General features: G+C 44.9%; 16 protein-coding genes. 3 read left to right on the top strand and 13 right to left on the bottom strand.

Going from position 1 to position 16,127, the window contains the following annotated elements:
* The 6 genes from RMO27_RS04870 to RMO27_RS04845 form a co-directional block, all read right to left on the bottom strand.
* A partial coding sequence (locus RMO27_RS04870; RefSeq protein ID WP_309729802.1) for an AAA family ATPase occupies positions 1-812 on the bottom strand: 812 nt, incomplete at its 3' end.
* Between the two features lie 186 nt (positions 813-998).
* Positions 999-1,787, bottom strand: coding sequence for a cobalamin biosynthesis protein CobQ (locus RMO27_RS04865; RefSeq protein WP_309729798.1), 789 nt, complete (start codon positions 1,785-1,787; stop codon positions 999-1,001).
* A gap of 77 nt (positions 1,788-1,864) precedes the next feature.
* Positions 1,865-2,212 carry a hypothetical protein gene (locus RMO27_RS04860; protein ID WP_309729797.1) on the bottom strand — a complete coding sequence of 116 codons (348 nt, stop codon included), beginning with the start codon at positions 2,210-2,212 and terminating at the stop codon, positions 1,865-1,867.
* Positions 2,213-2,353: 141 nt separating this feature from the next.
* Complete coding sequence (locus RMO27_RS04855; protein WP_396133613.1) at positions 2,354-3,706, bottom strand: MurT ligase domain-containing protein; 1,353 nt, start codon at positions 3,704-3,706, stop codon at positions 2,354-2,356.
* A 74-nt stretch (positions 3,707-3,780) separates the two neighbouring features.
* The gene (locus tag RMO27_RS04850; protein WP_309729792.1) at positions 3,781-4,134 is read right to left on the bottom strand and encodes a hypothetical protein; all 354 of its coding nucleotides are present in this window, start codon (positions 4,132-4,134) and stop codon (positions 3,781-3,783) included.
* 91 nt (positions 4,135-4,225) lie between these two features.
* Positions 4,226-5,026: a 16S rRNA (uracil(1498)-N(3))-methyltransferase gene (locus tag RMO27_RS04845; RefSeq protein ID WP_309729789.1), complete on the bottom strand. Its 801-nt coding sequence runs from the start codon at positions 5,024-5,026 to the stop codon at positions 4,226-4,228.
* Between the two features lie 134 nt (positions 5,027-5,160).
* On the opposite strand from RMO27_RS04845, the gene RMO27_RS04840 reads away from it, so the two are divergent.
* Positions 5,161-5,808 carry a DnaJ domain-containing protein gene (locus RMO27_RS04840; protein WP_309729785.1) on the top strand — a complete coding sequence of 216 codons (648 nt, stop codon included), beginning with the start codon at positions 5,161-5,163 and terminating at the stop codon, positions 5,806-5,808.
* Positions 5,809-5,885: 77 nt separating this feature from the next.
* Here the strand turns inward: RMO27_RS04840 and RMO27_RS04835 are convergent, their stop codons facing one another.
* From RMO27_RS04835 to RMO27_RS04810, 6 genes are all read right to left on the bottom strand, one after another.
* Complete coding sequence (locus RMO27_RS04835) at positions 5,886-7,955, bottom strand: serine/threonine-protein kinase (protein ID WP_309729782.1); 2,070 nt, start codon at positions 7,953-7,955, stop codon at positions 5,886-5,888.
* A 116-nt stretch (positions 7,956-8,071) separates the two neighbouring features.
* Positions 8,072-9,106 (bottom strand): ParB N-terminal domain-containing protein, encoded by a 1,035-nt coding sequence (locus tag RMO27_RS04830; protein WP_309729774.1) that lies wholly within the window; start codon positions 9,104-9,106, stop codon positions 8,072-8,074.
* 48 nt (positions 9,107-9,154) lie between these two features.
* Positions 9,155-10,573, bottom strand: a complete 1,419-nt coding sequence (locus RMO27_RS04825; protein WP_309729768.1) for an AAA family ATPase — start codon at positions 10,571-10,573, stop codon at positions 9,155-9,157.
* A 61-nt stretch (positions 10,574-10,634) separates the two neighbouring features.
* Positions 10,635-10,919, bottom strand: a complete 285-nt coding sequence (locus RMO27_RS04820; protein WP_309729764.1) for a hypothetical protein — start codon at positions 10,917-10,919, stop codon at positions 10,635-10,637.
* A gap of 63 nt (positions 10,920-10,982) precedes the next feature.
* Positions 10,983-12,338: a D-alanyl-D-alanine carboxypeptidase gene (locus RMO27_RS04815; protein WP_309729761.1), complete on the bottom strand. Its 1,356-nt coding sequence runs from the start codon at positions 12,336-12,338 to the stop codon at positions 10,983-10,985.
* Between the two features lie 171 nt (positions 12,339-12,509).
* Positions 12,510-13,196 carry a response regulator transcription factor gene (locus tag RMO27_RS04810; RefSeq protein WP_309729758.1) on the bottom strand — a complete coding sequence of 229 codons (687 nt, stop codon included), beginning with the start codon at positions 13,194-13,196 and terminating at the stop codon, positions 12,510-12,512.
* Between the two features lie 444 nt (positions 13,197-13,640).
* Between RMO27_RS04810 and RMO27_RS04805 the strand changes: the two genes are divergently transcribed.
* A complete protein-coding gene (locus RMO27_RS04805; protein ID WP_309729755.1) occupies positions 13,641-14,198 on the top strand; it encodes a hypothetical protein in 558 nt (185 codons plus the stop codon).
* 229 nt (positions 14,199-14,427) lie between these two features.
* Positions 14,428-15,507, top strand: a complete 1,080-nt coding sequence (locus RMO27_RS04800) for a glycosyltransferase family 4 protein (protein WP_309729752.1) — start codon at positions 14,428-14,430, stop codon at positions 15,505-15,507.
* An 83-nt stretch (positions 15,508-15,590) separates the two neighbouring features.
* Here RMO27_RS04800 and RMO27_RS04795 read toward each other — a convergent pair whose 3' ends face one another.
* Positions 15,591-15,815, bottom strand: coding sequence for a ferredoxin-thioredoxin reductase variable chain (locus RMO27_RS04795; protein ID WP_309729749.1), 225 nt, complete (start codon positions 15,813-15,815; stop codon positions 15,591-15,593).
* Positions 15,816-16,127: the final 312 nt, after the last annotated feature.

Here is a 16,127-nt window from a genome sequence, read left to right as displayed (position 1 = left end):
TTCACCATTGCTAGTGTGATTTCGAGCATCCGCCAAATTCCATAGCCCATACTGCCGATCGGTACTCGCTGTTTATTAATTGATACAACGAATCCACTATTTATATTCTGTCGGTACATTCGATTCCCAACTGTTGCAATTCTTTCGATTCCTGGCTCTATTATTCTTAATGATTCATACAAAGTTTCTTCTTGAGGTGTCAGTACAATTTGGTTGAACTCAGAGATAATAGTGCTTGCCTTTGATAAGTTTAGAGAAACCAACCGACTACTTGTTGATTCTTCTAAAATTGACATTCTAAGACGATCTATTGGGGTGCTAACTGGTAAAAATAATACATATCCCATTTTGTTAACATCTTCCCATTCCAAAACATAACTTGCTCCAGTATATCGATCAAAATCTACATACAAAAAACTAATGTGCTTGTTGTTAGATATTTCTTCGCGGGTTGATTCTTGTAACGGTATATCCTTCAAGCAAAAAGAAAATTTAATGTTTTCATCTGTATCTGTTGTGCCGCTAATCTCGAAGCTACTTTCAGCCTCTATTTGATGTCCAGAAAAAAGATGCCCAAGTTCAAAAAAACCACCACTACCATTGTCTTTTTCATTTAATGATGATTCACCCCTGCACTCAATTATGTCAAAAAATGGCTTGATCTTATCAGGTGAACTTAATATATGAAGTGCTTCTAAAATCGAAGTTTTACCACTGTTATTTTTTCCCACTAGCAAGTTGACTCTACCGAGTTGTGGGAGATTGAATTCTTCCAAGCAGCGGAAATTCTTGATCTTCAGCGATTTCAGCATGGATTGCTCTATTCAAATCTATGTTGATATCTTAGTCAATATATCTAACCTAAGTTGCCCATCATAGCCACAGCGGTTAGAAACCGCCGCTCGGAGTGCAAAGTCTGCCTACGCAGACTAAATATCGATAAATTAGTCCACGAAGGTGGACTTTGCAACATTAGCCACGATTTCAATCGTTGGCACTTAATTAACTTCAAGCCGTTTTAACATTGCTACTCGTGCTCGATCGGCTAAACTATCATCTAGCGGTGCGAGATTAATCTCAGTTTGATACTTATTCTGAAGTGCAGTTTTAATCATCCAGTCGGCGATAAACGGATTCTTGGGAATCAGCGGGCCGTGGGAATAAGTCGCGATCGCGTTGTGATAGAATGCGCCTTCTGTGCCATCAGTGGCGTTATTGCCATAGCCTTTAATTACTTTCCCTAGAGCTTCGGCATTTTCACCCAGATAGGTTCTGCCGCCGTGGTTTTCAAAGCCGACGATGATGGGTTTTTGTCCACCTAACATCTCGGTAAGTTCGGCTGCGAGTCGTTTGGCAGTAATTTCAAAAACGACGTTACCAGTGCAGCGCGGCACGTCAACACCTGGGTGTTTGCTCTCTAGATCGATGATGCCCATTCCTTCGATGCGTTCGCCCAATCCTGGCTCGTAAAATCTGCCTAGTAACTGAGGCGAACCGCAGGTAAATACGCCTGGTGTGCCAGCGTCTAGTTTAGCTTTGATCGCGGCGGCTTTGGCACCAGCCAGGTCGCGCATGACGATTTCTTGTTGGCGATCTTGGGCACCGCCGCCAGCCATAATATCGACTTGGTGGATGAGATCGGGATCGGATTCGCGATCGTAAGGGATGACTTCGACGTTAATACCTCGCCATTGGGCGCGTTGTTGGATCGCGATGACGTTGCCGCGATCGCCATAAGTACTCATCAGGGTAGGATAGAGCCAGCCGATTTTTAATTCTAGAGTCATGGGGTTCTGGGTTGAAAGTTGGGAGAAAGTATTTAGTGACGATCGAGATTGTCATCAATCTCAACTAGTAAATATTACTATGGCAAGTATTTATAAAGAGCTAATAATCCGCCACCGACAAAAGCTACTGTTATGCCAGTAATTATCGGCTGAATCACAGAGCCTTTATTATCTAAAGCTTTAATATCACCTTCGATTTTAGCTTGACCGATTTGAAGTTTTGTAATATCTGCTTGCGTGCGCTCGACTTTCTGGTCTAGTTGCTCGAACTGTCGATCCATTTTCTGGTCTAGTCGATCTATTTTCTGGTCTAGTTGTGCAAACTGTCGATCCATTTTCTGGTCTAGTTGTGCGAACTGTCGATCCATTTTCTGGTCTAGCTTATCTAGGATCTCTTTGAGATCGGTTTCGATAGTTATAGACATAGTATTATTCTAGTATTAGTTATTATTAAATTTATACTAATGTCACTTAGTATAACTTCTCTAGTTTAGCGCGTCTGTTTAGGAACGCGCTAACCTTTTTGTATAACTAAAGCATCTGATGAAGCGGATGTAGCCTAACGATTAGAGAATCTTTTTGCCTGTAAGAATTTCGCGAACATCTAACATGGCAGAGTAGGTAGGAATGATGTGGAGCGTTTCGGTAGTTGATGTGAGTTCTAAGGCGGTATCGATCGCTTGTTTGAGGTCTTCTTTGACGATGATTTTCGCACCGCTAGTTGGGTCGATTTTGCTATATTCTAAGCGTAAGGCCATATCATAAACTCGATCGCCACTGACTACAATTGTGCCGCCAGAATTGACAAATTTTTCGGTATCGACATCCCAAATCCACGAGACATCGGTACCATCGGGGATACGATCGTTGAGGATCATCAGGCTGACGGCTCCATTGCCAGCCTGTTTGACTTGACTGACGGCGCGGATGGTTTCGTTCATACTGGCTGGATTTTTAGTTAATAAAATCCGCACTTTTTTACCGTTATAAACTAGCTCTTCCGATCGACCAAAGGCGGCTTGAAAGTTGCTAATCGTATCGAGAATGACTGACTTACTAATCCCGATCGATTCCATCACCGTAATCGCCGCTAGGGTATTGTATTTGTTATAAACGCCGATCAGTACTTGCGGCCATTCTTTACTATCGATCGAGAGTTTGCTTTTGGTAAAGTCACATTTAGGACAATCAAAATCACCTTGGTGAGAGAGATATACACCTTTGTATTCCAGGGCGGTGCCACAACTCGGACAGTAAATCGAGTCTACGGCGTGGGGAATTTCGTCCAGATATAATTCTGGTTCGCTCAGTCCAAAATATTTAACTTGCTTAGGCTTATCCCCTTTGGTTAATTGTTGACCCAAATGAGCTAGGGCGGGATCGTCACCATTAGTAACTAAAATTGTATCGCTATCCAATTCAGCAATTGCTTTGCCCCAGCGATAGGTAATCGTATCAACTTCACCATAGCGATCGAGTTGATCGCGAAATAAATTCAGGGCGAGGACATATTTGGGTTTGAGTTGGGGAATGACGATCGGGACGACATTTTCATCTACTTCGAGAATCCCATAATCGGCTTTGAGTTTGCCCGTCAAACTCGTGTTTTCTAATAATGTGGTAATTAAACCGTTGACGAGATTGGCTCCCGCTTCGTTATGAACCACCTTCCAACCATCTTTTTCTAAAATATCTCGCAGCAATAGTGATGTGGTCGTTTTACCATTCGTCCCTGCCACGACAATTACACCATACTTAATCTGTTGGGACAGCATGGTGAGAATCTGCGGATGCAGACGTTTGCCAATGGTTCCAGGCAGCACGCTGGCAGCACCTAGTTTGAAAGTGCGGATAGTTGAGGTAATTGTTTTGGCTGCAAATACCGCAATTCCCAATCTGACTCGATCTAGTAAATTTATCTGCACCTGAAAAAATATGAATGTTGATTAAAGTTTTATCGAGTTGCTTTATGAATAGATGGCGCAGATCTAAATTATCTGGAACTGATTTTGTTCAAGATAATCTTTGCTCGCTCGAAAGCAATTCCTAAATCTGTGGCATGAGTTACCATCACCGTAACACGCTTGCTGATTTTAACCGCAGAACAATCTACGATTGCAGTTACGTCATCATTTTCACCATTGACAAAAGCCGTTTCATTTAAATTTAAAGTGTTGTCAGGACGGAGTAATCCTTCCTTCTTTAACACAGAAATGCCTCTGGACATGCACTGTTCTTGAGTAAACGGAACGCTCGCATAGACAAAGGAGATTGCTGGGCCAGCTTTAGCACTCTCGATGAAGATTGCAGGAGTTGATACAGCGATCGAGGCTATCCACACTGCCATCCTAAAAGAATTCATAGTTAACTGATGATGTTCGCAGATGCTCATGTGGATCGATCTCAAGTGATGACCGTTTACTGTCTGAAGGTGGCTATTATATCAAGACTTGGGGACGAGTATTTGCATCGATTGCAGCGGTGACGATCGATAAGGCGACAATTGGCGCGGTGATGGTGCGGAGAATCTGCCGTCCGAGGGATACGAGTTGAAAGTCACAGGCGATTGCCAGAGCGAGTTCACCATTTGTCCAGCCGCCTTCGGGGCCGATCGCGATCGTCATCTGACGATGAGTTAATGTCTGAGCTTGCAGGCATTCTAGCAGATGGGGCTGATCGCCTCTAGCTTCGCAAAGGTATTTGGTGCTATCGATCGGGATTTGACTAAAAATAGTCTGTAGCGACTGCGGTGCGGCAATAGTGGGGATTGTCAGTCGTTCGGATTGCTCGGCGGCTTCCTGAGCAATTTTGCGCCATCGTTGGAGCTTTTGGGGGCTGGGATCGAGGAGAGTGCGATCGCTGATCGCGGGGCAAATCGTATTGACGCCCAGTTCGGTGCAGGCGCGGACGATATCATCGAAGTTATTGCCTTTGGGCAGAGCGCAAATCAGGGTAATGGCGGGCGGAAGACAGGGATTGGCGAGGGGATCGATATCGCTAGCAACGATGCTGATGATGCTCGCAGAGATCGTGCCAGGAGGCTGGGATCGATCTCGTTGGCGGAGCCTGTCAGAATCACAATCGATTTGGGCAACATAAAGCTTGCCACTACCGTCAATTACTTCAAATTGGGCACCAGGTTGGAGGCGGATAACGCGAGTCAGATAGTGTTGCTGTGCTGGCGTCAGCGCGATGTGATTTTCGCTAATTTGGGAGGGGGAGATCGCGATACGTTGCAAGGTTTTTAAGCTTAATTACTGATTGAATACAATGTATTTTCGTCTAGCTTAGAAAGGTGCTACTTAGATCGAATGACGGGGAATACTAGAAGAGTATGACTCGAAATGTCCAATCATAGCGTTCTGGTAAATAAATGCTTGTATCTACCACCAATTTAGATCGATGCTATCAGTTACTCGGAATCTGTCGGGGCGCATCACTCGACGAACTAAAAGCTGCCTACCGTTCCCTAGCCCGGAAGTGGCATCCCGATCTCAATCCTGAAGATCGCGACGCGCATCAACGTTTTATCACGCTTAATGAGGCTTATCAAATTTTACTCGCAGGGATTACGACGCAGATCGAGCGACGTACTGCTGCAACCAAAGCAAATTCAACTGCGGCGAGATCCACCAGTTCGACAACTGCTCGATCTACTACTGCAACTAATAACACTACCGCTAAGTCCACCAGTTCGGCAACGGCGCAATCTCATGGCAATCGAAATGAGTCGGAATTGAAGTGGCAGTTGTATGCTGAATTACAGTCATTATTAAAGCAACAACAGTTTTTAAAAGCGATCGTCTTAATTGAGGGTTTAGCACATCACGCACCCCAAGATCGCCAAGTTTGTCAATGGCAAGGGATTATTTATTCCCAATACGGGCATCAATTGGTACGAAACCGAGAATTTGACAAAGCCCGAATTTATCTCAAGAAAGCCCTCAAAGTCGATCCTCACAATCGCCAATTGTGGCAAGAAGTCGATCGAGCCTTTAATCGGATTACTCAATTGAGTTAGGAGTTGGGAGTTGGGGGACGAGAGAACGAGGGGAAGATTGTGTTCAAATCTATCCACTATTCCCTATTCCCTATCCCCTAATTCGAGATCCCGACAAATCCAGCTTTTTCCAATAATCTCTGTCCTTGTTGCGTTTTTAATAAATTGGCATATGCCTCGCCAGCTTTTTGACGAGTGGCATCGTTGGTTTTGATAATGACATAAATTTGGCGGGTGAGGAGATATGTTTGACTTTTAATGGCTGTTGTATCGATTTGATTGCGCTGTCCGTTGCGGCAAGCTGCTGGAGATTGTAATGGATCTCGATAGGGCTTGACTAAATTATCTGGCGTTTTACCGATCGCAATAGGCTTAGTATTGCAGGAATCGATGATAACTTCTTTGGCTGCACCATAGTAAATTCCGCCGAGATTTTTACTAACTTTCTGCAAGCCTTCAGTTGTATTAATAACAGTTTGGTATTGCCATTTATCGTCATGGGATTTATCGTCTTTTGTCAAGACTAAATCATTGAATGCAGAAACTGTCCCGCCCGTACTTTCGGCACGAGCAAAGGCTACAATCGGTAAATTTGGACCACCAACTTGACGCCAATTAGTAACTCTGCCGGTATAAATTTCTCTGAGTTGATTGATGGTTAAGCCAGTCAGCTTGAGCTGGGGATTGACAACTACGCCGATCGCGTCATAAGCTACAGCTTCTTGTTTAAGTTGGCGCGTTTTAATGCGATCGTCATCTTTATAAATAGATTTATCCAAAGATATCGAAGATTGGGCAAAATCCAGATCGCCTTCTAGCAACCAACAAATTCCAGCATTGGAACCAGGTTTGCTATCACATTTACCATTTTTGACAGATTTAAAATCTGGCGAATTGGCGTCAGTATATACGATCTCGAATTGAGGATATACCCCTCTAATCGCTGCATCGATCGAAGATTGTAACTGTCGAGTCGTCGCCCACGTCGTACTCCCTCCAAACTTGAATATTCCCTGCGGTACATCCTGAATTGCTGTAAAAGATTCGCCCGTATTGTTACTGGCAATTCCGGGGATAAAGGACTTTTTATTACTAAACAGCGTGGCTAGAGTAACCAATAACAGTAGCAGCGCAGTCGCTCCCAACAACATTGGCAGCAATTTTTGGGACGGGGCTACCTTCGTGGCTGAGGGTGCGGTTGGGATGATAGTTGAGATTGGCGGTGGTGCTGCGCGGGGAATGGGCGCAGGCGACTGGAACGGAGTAGAACCCAAATTTTGACGAGTTACTGTCGTCGAGAGTGCCGCGATTTCTCTAAAAATAGTTGCCGTCGTATCGGGACGCTGGCGCGGATCTGCTTGCATTAATCGATCGATTAAATCCAGGAAATCGGCAGAGACATTAGTAGTTTTGTCCCGCCATAATAATAGATCTCGGTACGAATCATGAAGATCGACAGGCTCTTTGGCTGTGAGTAAATATACAAAAGTTCGCCCTAAAGCAAAAAAGTCTGACTGAGTGGAAGCTTCCCCCTGCTCCTGCTCTGGAGCTGCATAACCAGGAGTATAAATCCGCGTCCGCTGTCCGCTGGCTGTCGCTACGGCGGCTTGTTTGGCTGCCCCAAAATCGATCGCGACCAATTGCCCATCGGGTTGGAGGATAATATTAGAAGGCTTGATATCCCGATGGAAAATGCCCCGATTGTGAATTTCTTGGAGGATCTGAGTCAACTGAGCTAGCCAGCCAATTGCGGTCTTTTGGTCGATCGGTCGCTGCATGACTTTGATATACTCTTCGAGATCCATCCCAAAGATCCGCTCCATTACTAGGCAGTGGAGAGCTGTCTGAGAGCCATTAGGGGAATACAAAAAGAAATCTTCGACTAAAGGAATACCCGCAATCCCTTCGCCAGCGAGACTTTCCAGCACCCGATATTCCCGATCGAATAATTCAATCGCTTTAGTATTATTACTTTTGAGGACTTTTAAGACTTTGGGTACCCCGCGCTCGGTAACTTCATAGGTATCCCCGAAGCCGCCTTTGTTGCTCATCAATTTGGCAACACGATATTTACCTGCTAGGAGCAGTTCTGAGCCACAGCTTTGACAAAAGAGCATCCGATCGGAATTCTCCGTTTGCGGACACTGAGGATTGATACACAGACTCATGCAACCTTAGCTCGATCTACGAAGGTAGTAATAACATCCTTATTGTATAGCTTTGGCTAATTGATGAGATCGGCTATAAGTCTAGATACGATCGATTATTGAGCTGCTCGTTCCACCTATTTTAATTTATCGATTATTTTCTTAATTGCTGCTTCATTTAAGCTGCTAATTTTGGCATCGAGAATTGTTTCCCAGCGATCGATCTGATTTCCTGGTTGAGTATTTCGATATTCAATAATAGCTGGAACTAATTTAACGATCGTTTTTAGTCCGGATCGTTCCATGCTTATGGTGAGTTGTTGTCGATCGAGAGTATTAATTAAGTTGAGAACGTTAGCAGCTTTAGTAGGATCGATCGATCCTAAAAAAGCTGATGGTGACTTAGTTTTAGGATTAGATTTAGTCGCCAAAGCTGATGGTGACTTAGTTTTGGTAGTAGCTTTAGTCGATTTAGCAACAGTCACCGCTTCGATCGTTTCTAGTGGTTTGGAAATTTCCTCGCTACCAACATTAATTGATGGTGTAGGATCGACTGTTTTAGTGGTTTTCTTAGTTGTAGATTTAGTTATTCGATCGACCTTTTGCTTCACTGGTTTGGGCAGATCTCGATCGATAGGAATTGGAGTTTCGCTCGATTGCGGATTGACTCGCTCGATAATCGGCTCGATCGTTGTGGTAGTTTCAGTTGGTATCGATCGGTCTAATGTAAGGCGATCTAAAATTTCTGTATGTTTGGCAAGTTGAACTAGGATTGGTTGTAACTGCTCAGAAATTGCCGATTCGATCGCTGGTAATAATCGATCTAATTGCGAACTTTCTGTCAGATTAGTCGTACCAGTTAATGGCGATTCTGAGCAGAGAGCGAGTTGAGCGATCGCCGATTTTTGATTGCTAGCATCAATCACAAAAGCATTCACCATTTCTGCTTTTGAGATGTTTTTTTCTTTAGCTCTTACGGCAGCATAATATTCACGATGTCCTTCAATGACTTTATATTTGCCAGTGCCACTTTCTTTTAGGATTAAGGGACGAAGCAATCCATCAGTTGCCAAGATGAGATCTGCTAACTGCTCTAACTCAGATTCGACAAAGTTAGACTTTGGTAAGTCTGACTTAATTGATTTAACATCTACGAAAAAACATTTAATCATTAAATGATGACTCAATTTAATCTGTGGACTATGCAATAATTCCGATCTTTATTTCATGCCGATCTTGGTCAAAACTTCATCTGCTAATACTTCAAACTCCCTGGCAGAGGCTTCGGCAGTACTTTTGAATTCATTGGCATATTTAAAAATCGACTTGGGATCGGGATATTCGATCTCACCTACCACAACAATTTTATTAAATGATTCCGATAAAAAAGTGCGATCGTAAATAACTGATTCCATCAGTTCCATGCCATACCGCTTGCTAATTACATCTCTTTGTTTAGGGAAAGTAAATTCCACAAATTTAGCATTAGTAGAAATCTTTGATGCCAAGACTCCCAATACTTCAATCGGTTTTTTGCCGAAATTTCTTCTGCTCTCATTAATACTCTTAACAAAGTTTTTGACTGTAGGTAAGCCTTGGTTGGCAAATGGCTTGAGATCGGATGGAATAATTAAATAATCTGCGGTGATCAGCGCAGCTTCGGCATAGATATCTCGGGAAGGTGGGGTGTCAATTATGACTAGATCGTAATTATTTTCGATCCGCTTGAGCTTGTTTGCCAATCGAGTTCGACTAGAAATCGTCGTAGTCAGATCCATCTGTTTATCGATTAAATTGATATGTGCGGGAATGACATCAATTTCTGGATCGCTAAAATATTGTGACTCTCTGGCAATTTCATGGATAAAGTTTGTATCATCGCTACTAATCAGATGATAGACATTGCGATCGCGTAAATCGTCATCTTCTTCAAATTGAAATTTGACTAAGCCTGTTGCAAACGTACTATTTGCTTGAGCATCGAGATCGATTAACAGTACTTTATAACCCTTACGACTAAAGGCAGCGGCAAGATTAGTCGAAACGGTAGTTTTACCGACGCCACCTTTATTGTGGTAGACAGCAATAGTTTTCATCGAGGATATTTGGGGAGGAGTAGCGGTTACCGTTCGCGTAGCATCTTGAAGAGAAGGCAGGTTTGCAACCAACGAAGTTTCCGGTTGTGGTAATAATAACTGATATGGGAGCCGTTGTTTGAGAAAATCGCGCCCGATTAGCTGGATTATCTCTGGTAATCGATCGTCGATCTCTCGTCCCCCACACTTAAATATCAACCGAGCCGAGCCGAACACCTGTTGATAAATTCTAAATTCTTGGCCATTTGTTAACAATCCGTAAGTAATATTTAAACTAGTTAAATAATTTTGGATTTGATAAACGTGCTTGTCTAAATTCTTACGCGGATGTTTGGCTTCGATGACTAAGCCCACTGGAGATCGATCGTCGGATGTCAGCGGAAGTTTTTGGGTAAACGCCAGAAAGTCCAGACGAATCTTCCCAAATCTTACCTCCTGATGCCATGTATCGGGAGAGTAACCTAATTTTGGTAATAAGTATCCGACAATCAGTTTGCTTTCGACTTCGCTTTCATTACGACATAATTCGGGATCGAAACTCAATTTTAACCTCTAGATTCAGTCGCAATTTGGGTGTGAGGATCGATCGACAGATCTAACTTATCTAACTAGTAATGCCGCGCACCATATATCCGAGGACTAACCCAGCGGCCATCGCACCAGCCTTACCCGTATGGAGAAAATCATTCCAGCCAGATTGGATATTGCCGAGAATATCCACATTTTGAAACTGTTCTGCCAGGATTAATCCATGACTAAAAGAATTGAGATCGATCTGTAAATTGGCGATTACCTCCGGTAGGCTATCCGCCAACGATTCAACTGCCATTGGGGAAATTAACTGAATCGACTCGATCGAGATCGGCATGGCAAGGATCGTACTGAGCATATAGTTTATAGCTGCGGAAACTATCCTTAATATGCCCAGATTGAACGGCAGATCGATCGCTGGTTACGAAGGTGATTTGGGTGCGATCGCCATATTCCGCGCGGGATCGCCGAAGTAGGCTGGATAGCGATCGTGTTTAGTCACGACCAATGGTGTGGGGGCGATCTGTCCCCACTCTGTAACTAGAGATTGCAGCAAAGTATCTTGCTGCTGGCGGAGTTTGGCGATTTGCGAACCTTGATTGACAATCACAAACCAGACTAACCCGCGATCTCGGGTGGGCAAGACGCCGCCCAAGGCACTCACCTGATTGAGCGTACCGGTCTTAATGGTGGTACCGACGGGTAAATGTCGATCTTTGAGGGTGCCGATAGATTCGGCACCAGCGACGGGGAAGATATCGGCGAGATTCAAGTTAGCAGCTTGCAGATTTTGATGTAGCGTCCGAAAAATTTGACAGACCGCACGCGGCGACAGCCGATTTTGCACGCCCAAGCCGGAACCATTGATTAGTTGAATCTCGGCAGGGGGGAATTTGGCCGTAGTTGCCGCGATTTTCATCACTTGCGCCGCACCACCAACGCCATCGGCGAGGATTTGGGCGATTTCGTTATTACTATAGATATTCATCTGCCGCACGATATCGACCAGCGGTAACGACTGATGGCGGATTAATGGCGTAATTCCTGGTGGCTCACTGGCCACGACGACTTGTCCGGCGATGTTGACTTGGGGCAGTTTCGTCGGGGTTTGGGTTGTGGTTTCAGTTGGGGCTGTCGGGAGTTTGACAAGATTGACATCTTTAAAATCCGTCTTGAGTAGCTCTGGGGGCAGATTGATTCCGGTTAAGGCTTGTTTGAGTAGTTCACCAGCTTTTTGTGGATCGGCTTTATAGTTCATGTGAAATCGATCGACCACAATTAGATTGCCGCTGATCCGATCGATTCCCAGTTGATTGAGACTCCGAGCGAGGGAGATCGCATCTTCCCACACAAATAACGGATCGCCACCACCGCGCACGACTAGATCGCCAGCTAATGTCCCCTGACTGATGGTGCCATTGGCACTGACGATTGTCTCAAATTGTTTATCCAATCCCCAGGTGGTAATGGCCGCCAGAGAGGTCGCTGTTTTGGTCAGAGATGCCGCTGAAACTGGGATCGTACCATGACGATCGATCAGGAGATTCCCGTCCGTTTGCAGCCAGATTGATTGGTGCTGGGGATTTAAACCTTGAGCTTTGAGGGTTTGGATATAGCGATCGATCGCGGTTGCCGCTGTTGGTTCGACTGGGGTAGCTGGACTCAGCCAAGATACGCCTTGCCAAGTCACAGCTTGAGCTGGCGACATTGGCGCGACATTCACACCAGCCAGATTCAACCACATTCCCGCCAAGCCAGAAGAAACTAATTGCAACATAAAAGTCAGTAGACGGTGAAAAGTTGAGTCGGCTGAAAAGCGGCGAGATCGAGCCAATCGATCGCCACAGCGCAGCTTTAACCACGAATCATACTCGATCGTGTCAATAGCACAAACAAGTTTGACAATTGAGAGGCGATCGCTCTGATGATCGGATTGAATTTTGCGACCTTAATTAGTCAATCCGTGTTCTAGCGCATACCGTACCAACTCGGTACGACTATTAGTGCCGGTTTTCCCAAACAGACGACTCACATATTTTTCGACATTGCGGACACTGGTTTCTAATTGTTTAGCAATCTCTTTATTCATCAAGCCAGCCGCAACTAAATCTAAGACACTTTGTTCGCGCGGCGTTAGATCGATCCGGATTGGGGGTGGCGTTTTGACGATGCCGCTAGTGGGATTGAGCATCCCGCGCAGTTCGGCAGCGATTTGTTTGGCGATGCCTTCCATTTCGGGATTTTGGGAGGCTGCTACCGCGACAGTCCGACGTTCGAGCAGATTTTGAACGATCGCGATCAGCTCGTCGGGATCGAATGGTTTGGACAAATAGGCATCGACGCCAGCTTGATAGCCAGCAATGCGATCGGCTTTCATCCCTCTAGCCGTCAAGAAAATGACAGGTGTGGCTTTAAATCTGTCGTCTTCCCGCATTCGTTTGAGAAACTGATAACCATCCTCTTGCGGCATCATCACATCCGAAATTACCAACTCTGGTAACTGTTGTTGTAACAGCTCCCAGGCATCCTTGGCACTACTGGCTACTTGAACGGTATAGCCACTATCTTCGAGATATGCTTGGACTGCTTCGCGCAATCCTGGTTCGTCATCTACTAATAAAAGTTTGCCTGCCATTGTGTTGCGTTCCTATCCCCTTGCAGTCTGTACTTCTCACTTTAGCAAAAGTTGTCAGGTTTAATCTGAGTCGAGCAAATAGCTTCGATCTATATTTGGCGATCGAGAGCGGGAAAAGACTACTATTCGGATTAACTTCGGGGCTAATTTTTCGGCGGCACTTCTACCTACGGTGGTCACAGCTAGCTAAGTGTCAGCACATTGGCGGATTGCATTTGAGTAGTGTTTGTTATGATAGGAGCTAGATATCTAAAGTCGGAATTTTATTAAAATTAGATCGATCGATAACCAGCTAAAAAATTTAGTCTCAATCTCGATCGGTTGAGACTTAAGGGCAATCGCAAAGCATCACTCTGCATCGGTAAGTGTCGTCTTTTAACTAGATTCTCCCTGGTTCGATCTTAACTAAATCGAACTTCATGATTACATTAATAATTTAGCTTAATGCTCCTCACCAATACATCAACTCCAGCATCACTGATCGTCGCGATTTGGAGCTTGCGCTCCGTACCGATTAGTATGCTGATCTTAATGTTTGTTTTTAATAGTGGCAGCATTGTCACGCCGCAGCCCAATCGACATTTTTGGTTTGATGCGATCGCGATTGTGGGAATTGTCGGCATCGTCATGTATTGGAATAAGCTCAAACGTTTGCACTGGAACGTCGGCTTTACAATCTATGCCTATATTTTTCTGATTTTATTGCTGCGTAATCCCTATGGGATTTTGACTGCGGCACCCCAAGGACAATTAGTTGCCGACGATTGGCAATCTATTTTCAATAGTTTGGGTGTCGGGGCGGGAATTTTTGGAATTGGGATCTTATTAGAAGTCTTGATTTCTCAGCTCCGCCAATTAAAAATTTGGGCATGGTGGGTGGCATTATTAGTCTCAATTTTATATGTCTCTAGTATTGTGTTCTTCTTTTCTGGGACGTTAGGCATCTGGAGTCTACTTGATATCGATACCAAACGCAGATTTAAACGTCGGATTGGTAGTTAACGCTCACGACAAACTCGAAAATATTGTCTGGTAATACCGATCTTGTAAATTGCCGAATCGATCGATTAGTTGCAAGAACACGTTCGCTAATCGATATTCATTAATTTACTTACACAATCTGAAAAATTAGCTGTATTTAGATCGATCGCTAAACCTGCCAAGATTCTCAATTAAGCGATCGATAAGTTGTTGTAAAATCGAGAGTATCCACCCCCTAACTCTGATTGTTTTGAATATTTCCGTCCCCAAGCTCAAAATTCTCATCCTGTCTACACCTGTAGGTGCTTTAGGTTCTGGTTTGGGGGGCGGTGTCGAACTGACGATCTCCAATCTCGCCCACGAATTACAATCGCGCGGACATACGATCGAGATTATCGCCCCTGCGGGTTCACACTTAGGCGATCTATCAATTATTCAAATCCCCGGAGAACTCCAACTCACTGCTCAAACTCAGGAACAGGCGGCAGCAATTGTCATGCCTGGAGATCCGGTACTCGCAAACATGTGGGCGACAGCCAGATCGATCCAGCATGACTATGACGTGATCTTGAATACCGCCTTCGACTGGCTGCCATTTTATCTCACGCCGTTTTTTGATACCCCCGTCGCCCATTTCGTGAGTATGGGTTCGCAAATTGCCGCGATCGATACAGCGATCGAACGCGTCGCGATCGATTATCCTGGGACGATCGGCGTTTGTACTCGCACCCAGGCTCAGACGTTTAGTTTTGCAGATCGATGTTGTGTCGTCGGTGGTAGTGGTGTCGATCCCGCTGTCTATCAGTACTGTGACGCACCTGAAAATACGCTAGCTTGGTTGGGCAGGATTTCCCCAGAGAAGGCACTCGAAGATGCGGTTGCTGCCGCCGAGCGGACTGGTATTAAGCTCAAAATTATGGGCAAAATTCAAGATCCCGACTACTGGGCGCAAATCCAACGCGATTACCCCCGCGCCCCGATCGAATATCTGGGATTTCTACCCACTCATGAGTTACAACAAGCTTTGCGTACCTGTAAAGGAATGCTGATGACACCCCGCTGGGTTGAAGCATTTGGCAATGTAGCCATTGAAGCCCTGGCCTGTGGCGTCCCAGTCATCGCTTATCGGCGCGGGGGGCCAGCAGAAATCATCACCGATGGTAAAACGGGGTTTTTAGTCGAACCAGATCGTGTAGAGGGATTAGTCGCCGCGATCAATCGGTTGGCTGAGATCGATCGAGCCGACTGTCGCCATGCCGCCGAAACTGTCTTCTCGCAAGCAGCATGGGGCACTGTGATGGAAAATTGGTTCGTTCGATTGGTCGTTTAAGTCATGACAACAGACACCCAACTTCTTCAAGAAGTCGGGTGTCTGATCGCTGTAGCGACTAGGATGATTTCCCAAACTTGAAATTAAATTACTTCTAGCTCATCTTCCCGTAGGTGCGCGCGGAGCTTGTCGTTATCGAACTTGACAATCAGTGGAAAATTAGCACTGATGGGGCGACCCTTCCATTCAGTAGCAATTTTATCGATCGTCCCTTCTTGATTTAAGATATCGACAGATTGACCGCGATGTTTGGGGTGATGATAGATAACTACAGATGTCTTAACACGAACGCGATCGCCTACTTGCATGTGCTTAAAATACCTATATTTTTTGATTGTCAGATTTTAACTAATAGCTTTCTATTCTCTCATAATTAGTAGCGGTCTCGCTCGATCGAGATTGAAGGCTCACTATTTTGGAGTGGAAATGGTTTGGTGGCAGTTCCTTAAATCGAGATCGAGTGACCAGATAAAGACTTCCAAGCAAATACTACTCATTGCTATACTCCTGCAACCGAGCTAACCATTCCATCGCTTGCTGTTTTCGATCTGCTGGTGTATGTGGCGACTTCACAAATCGATCGACAATTCCCGCCGTGACTAATTGCCCGAGCGATCCTT

This window comes from Chamaesiphon sp. OTE_75_metabat_556 (assembly GCF_031378165.1).
Lineage (GTDB): Bacteria > Cyanobacteriota > Cyanobacteriia > Cyanobacteriales > Chamaesiphonaceae > Chamaesiphon.
The sequence above is the reverse complement of the archived record's forward strand: the minus strand, read 5'-3'. Positions and strand labels throughout refer to the sequence as shown.